This is a genomic window from Rhodococcus chondri, assembly GCF_036327435.1.
Lineage (GTDB): Bacteria > Actinomycetota > Actinomycetes > Mycobacteriales > Mycobacteriaceae > Rhodococcus > Rhodococcus chondri.
Window position 1 is genome coordinate 1 of the sequence record NZ_JAUZMZ010000262.1, and the last position, 4,477, is coordinate 4,477.

Below are 4,477 nucleotides of genomic sequence, written 5' to 3' on the forward strand. Positions count from 1 at the left end.
GTGTGGTTGCGGGCCCGCCCCGGCCCCGCGCTGAACGACATTGTCGAGCAGCCCGATCGGGTGACCGCTCGCGGTGATGCGGACGTGGTGGACCTGCAGGGGTCCGCGTTCGCCGCGACCGACGGAGATCCACGCACGGCGTGGACCGCCGAGGAGAGCGCGCTCGAACCCGACGCCCCGCGCCCCACCCTCACCCTCGACCTGCCGTCACCGCAGCTCGTGACGGGCCTCGACATCGCGACATCGCTCGGGACGCTTCCGGTCGCGCCGAGCCGGGTCGCCGTCAACCTCGGCAACGGCCCGCAGGTACGCGACCTCGACGAGGACACACCGATCGAGCTGACCCCACACATCACCGACCGGGTGGTGCTCAGCGTCGTCGGCTGGCGCGACGTGCTGGACCGCACCGTCCTCGGATTTTCCAAGCTCGCCGCGCCGGGACTGGCCGAGGTGACGGTGCTCGGGTCCGACGGCCCGATCGGCGCCCAGGATTCGGTCTACGACCGTGAGGTCACCGTCGGCTGCGACGAAGGACCCATGCTCACCGTCGGCGGGACGAGCTACCGCACGTCGGTGACCGCGACCGTCGCCGAGCTCGCCGCCGGCGCCGAGGTTCCCGCGACGCTGTGCGGCACCGGCCTGGTCGGCATGACCGCCGGAACCGTCGATCTCGATGTCGTCCCGGGTGCCGCGTTCACGGTGTCGAGCCTGGACCTGTCCGTCCCGGGCATCGACATGCCGGTGACCGATCCGGTCGAGCTCGAGATGGGCACGTGGACGGAGAACCTGCGCGAGCTGCACGTACCCGCCGGCACCGACGACCGGTTGATCGTCGTCCCGGAGAGCACCAACGTCGGCTGGGTCGCGCGCAGCGAGGACGGCACCGAACTGACCCCGGTGGTCGTCGACGGCTGGCAGCAGGGCTGGATCGTGCCCGCGGGGACGGGCGGGCTCGTCACCGTCGAGTTCGCGACCGACCGCTGGTACCGGCTGGGCATCTTCGGTGGGCTGCTGCTGTTGCTGCCCGTGTTCGTGCTGGCGCTGTGGCCGCGCCGGCGACCTGCTCCCGACCCCGGCCCGGCGCCGCGCACGTGGCGGTCAGGGGTCGCGGGATTCGTCGGGTTGATCGCCGCGGCGACCGTCGTCGCGGGTGCGGTCGGCGCCGGAGTCGTGCTCGTCGCCGCGGGAGCGATCGCCGTCGCCGCGGCACGGTGGGGGGTCGCGGTCGCCGCGCGGATCCTCGTCGCCACCGCCGGAACCGCGACGATGTTCGCGATGGCGCTGCTCTCGACCGGTCCGTGGCGCTCACCCGACGGGTACGTCGGGCACTCGCTCCTGATTCAGTTCGCGGCGCTGGTCGGGCTGGTCGCCGTGGGACTGGCGGCGTTGCCGGGGGGACCGACCCGGTGGCGCCGCTCCCAGCGGTGGAAGGCGCGACGCGTCGGATCCTCGACCAGCGCGTAGCTCACCGACGCGATCGCGATGCTCAGCACGACGGTCACGGTCAGCACGAACCAGAAACTGCCCTGGAAAGGCGCGATTCCGAAGACGGGGAACACGATCGACAACACCGCGAGGTGCCAGATGAACACCCCGTAGGACCACCGGCCCACGGCGAGCGCCGGCGGGCTCGCGAGGATCCGATGCTCGGCACGCGGCGCGAGGGTCAGGGGCGCGAGCAGCGCGAAGCTCATGATCGCGCCCAGCACGATCTTGTTGTTGTACTCCCACGGCTCGAGGTCGGTCAGGGTTTCGGGTCCGGCCAGCGGAGTGGCGGCGAGCGCGAACGCGGTCGCGGCGATCAGCGCCATGAGACGCCGACGCGACGCGAGCCGATGCATCCGGGTCGCGGGCAGGGTGGACAGTTCCGCGAGCAGCATTCCGGCCGCGAACCAGGGCACGTAACCGGGCAGCCAGTTGTCGTGATTGATGTGGCCCGGAGTGGGCACCGGCAACCACACCCACAGCAACGACAGCGCACTGGCCGCCAGCAGCAGCGGGATGCGGAAGCGGGCCCGATCGCCGCGCAGCCGGCGCAGGGCGAGCGCCAGTGCAGGCAGCAACAGATAGAACGCGACCTCGACCGACAGGCTCCACATCTGCGTGAGCCCCTCGGTGAGGGTGAGCGGTACGAACACCTGCGTCAAGGTCAGGTTTGCCCACCACACCGTCGCGCCGCCGCTCGCACCGGGCAGCAGCCACAGCACCAGAACCACCACGACCCAGTAGGCGGGCAGGATGCGGGTCGCGCGGGAGAAGAAATAGCGGCGGGCCGACTGAGGTTTGCCGAGTCCGCGCGCCACGGACGCGTGCGGACGCCAGAGCAGGAACCCCGAGAGCGCGAAGAACAGCGCGACCGCCAGGTCGAGTCGTCCCCAGACCCGGCCGATCACCGGGTCGTGCACGGCACCGGTCTGGAAGGCGACGTGGGTGATGAGCACACCGACGGCGGCAAGCCCGCGCATTCCCTCGAGTGCCGGAAGAAAACCCGTCACGACGGGTGCGGAGACGGTTGTGCTGGTCATCGGCGACCAGTGTGCCCGTCGTCGCCTCCTCACGGAAGTCCGGCTTCCGCGGCAAGCGGACGCGCATCACCACACCCCGGACTGTTAGTGTCTGGGCTCACGTGGCGTTCGCGGGTCGGATGCCAGGACGATCCGTGCAGCCCTGCTGCCGGTGGGGGTACTCGATGTCAACCCGTTGAGTGAGGAGAGACAGCATGGCTGAGCGTTCGAGCTCGGGCCGGATATTGGCGTTGATTCTGGTGGGCCTGGGGGCATTCCTCCTGGTTATCGCGATTCTCGTGCCGACCTACACCATTGGCAAGATGAAGACGACGCCGCTTGATCTCGAGGTGACGACGATCGCCGAGGGGACCGGCGATCTTCTCAATTCGCGAGCGCTACTGGCAGGCAACGCGCAGGTCGACAGGGACGTCCCGATCGTGGCACAGCGTTACGTCACGACGGAGGACCCGGCGAACAGCGAAATCATGACACTGCAGAGCGGTCAGACGGTGCGCCGTCTCGACATGCAGGGCGACAGCGGTCTGGTGACCGCGCTCATCGACCGCGTCACCATCGACCGGGTGACCGCGATGCCGGTTTCGGAAGAGGAATACCCGGAGCGCGTGAGCACGGTGCAGACATCCGCGGACGCGCCGCCCACCGATCTCGGAGACCGCGACGGGCTGCAGTACAAGTTCCCGTTCGACGTGAAGCAGGAGTCGTACCCGTACTACGACATCAACGCGCGTCAGACGTTCCCCCTCAATTTCGAGGGTGAAGAGGAACTCAACGGCTTGAAGGTCTACCACTTCCGTCAGGAAGTCGGCCCGATCGACCTGTCAAAAACCGATCCCAAGGCTACTACCTACAAGCTGAGCCTGCCCGCGTCCACGTGGGGTGTCGGTGAGGGCGACGAGCCGATCACGATGACCCGCTGGTACAACAACATTCGTGATCTGTGGGTCGACCCCGTCACCGGTGTCGTGGTCAAGGGCCAGGAACAGCAGGACCAGTACTACGCCCGCAGCGCGGACCGCCCCGAAGTGACGGTCCTCAACGTGACTCTGCCGTTCGACGATCAAACCGTCGAAAACCAGATCGCGCGGGCCAAGGACGGCAAGGACCAGCTTGCGCTGCTCGGCCGGACACTGCCCATCATCCTCGGCATTCTGGGCGTGATCGCTCTGATCGCCGGCTTCCTGCTCGGCGCTCGCAGCGGCGGCAAGGGCGGCAACCGGGCGGCCACGTCGCGCGGACCGGCCCCGGCCGGACCGGCCACCACCACCGTGGGCCCGGCGCACGCCGCGCCTGCGCAGCGGGATTACACGGACGACCGGACCGAGGTCATCCCCCGCTCCGATGTGGACCAGAACCAGCAGCAGCGGGACTGGACCACCGACCAGACCCAGGAGATCCCGCGCACCGATCTCCGTAAGCCCAACCAGGAATAGCGGCTTACAGTTCTCTCGTCCCGCCCCCCACCTCACGGTGGGGGGCGGTGGCGTTTCCGGACGGGGACGACGCACCCGCGGCACGGACTGCGAGCACCGCGACCGCCGCGGCGGTCACGGCCGCCACCCCGACGGCCACCGCGATGAACTGCCGCATCGTCGACGCGACGGTCACCATCAGAATCGCTTCCACCACCAGCCCCACCCACGCGACACCGGCGAGATGGGTGCGCTCCCCCGCGATCGCGGACAGCAACGCCCCCTGCAGCACGGCCAGGCACGCGCCCTGCAGCGCGAACGCCCACAGCAGCGACTGCACCGGCTCGTACGCCTCACCGACGAGCAGCGGCACGATCGGCGCGCACACCGCCGCCGCCGCGACCAGCGCCGCACCGAGACCGACGAGTACCGTCAGCGCCGACCGCACCGCCGCCGCGGACTGCGCCGGATTCGCCATCCGTGGATACAGCACCACCCCCACCGCCTGCGGTAACCAGAACGCCACCTTCGTCGCGACGG

2 protein-coding genes and 2 pseudogenes are annotated in these 4,477 nt (G+C 69.5%); 2 read left to right on the forward strand and 2 right to left on the reverse strand.

Going from position 1 to position 4,477, the window contains the following annotated elements; genetic code table 11:
• Positions 1-60: 60 nt before the first annotated feature.
• Positions 61-468, forward strand: a pseudogene (locus Q8814_RS26610) (discoidin domain-containing protein); the annotation flags it as partial.
• Positions 469-1,340: 872 nt separating this feature from the next.
• Here Q8814_RS26610 and Q8814_RS24580 read toward each other — a convergent pair.
• Positions 1,341-2,525, reverse strand: a complete 1,185-nt coding sequence (locus Q8814_RS24580; protein ID WP_330154580.1) for an acyltransferase family protein — start codon at positions 2,523-2,525, stop codon at positions 1,341-1,343.
• 194 nt (positions 2,526-2,719) lie between these two features.
• On the opposite strand from Q8814_RS24580, the gene Q8814_RS24585 reads away from it, so the two are divergent.
• A complete protein-coding gene (locus Q8814_RS24585; RefSeq protein WP_330154581.1) occupies positions 2,720-3,958 on the forward strand; it encodes a DUF3068 domain-containing protein in 1,239 nt (412 codons plus the stop codon).
• 4 nt (positions 3,959-3,962) lie between these two features.
• Here the strand turns inward: Q8814_RS24585 and Q8814_RS24590 are convergent.
• A pseudogene (locus tag Q8814_RS24590) lies at positions 3,963-4,477 on the reverse strand (polysaccharide biosynthesis protein); the annotation flags it as partial.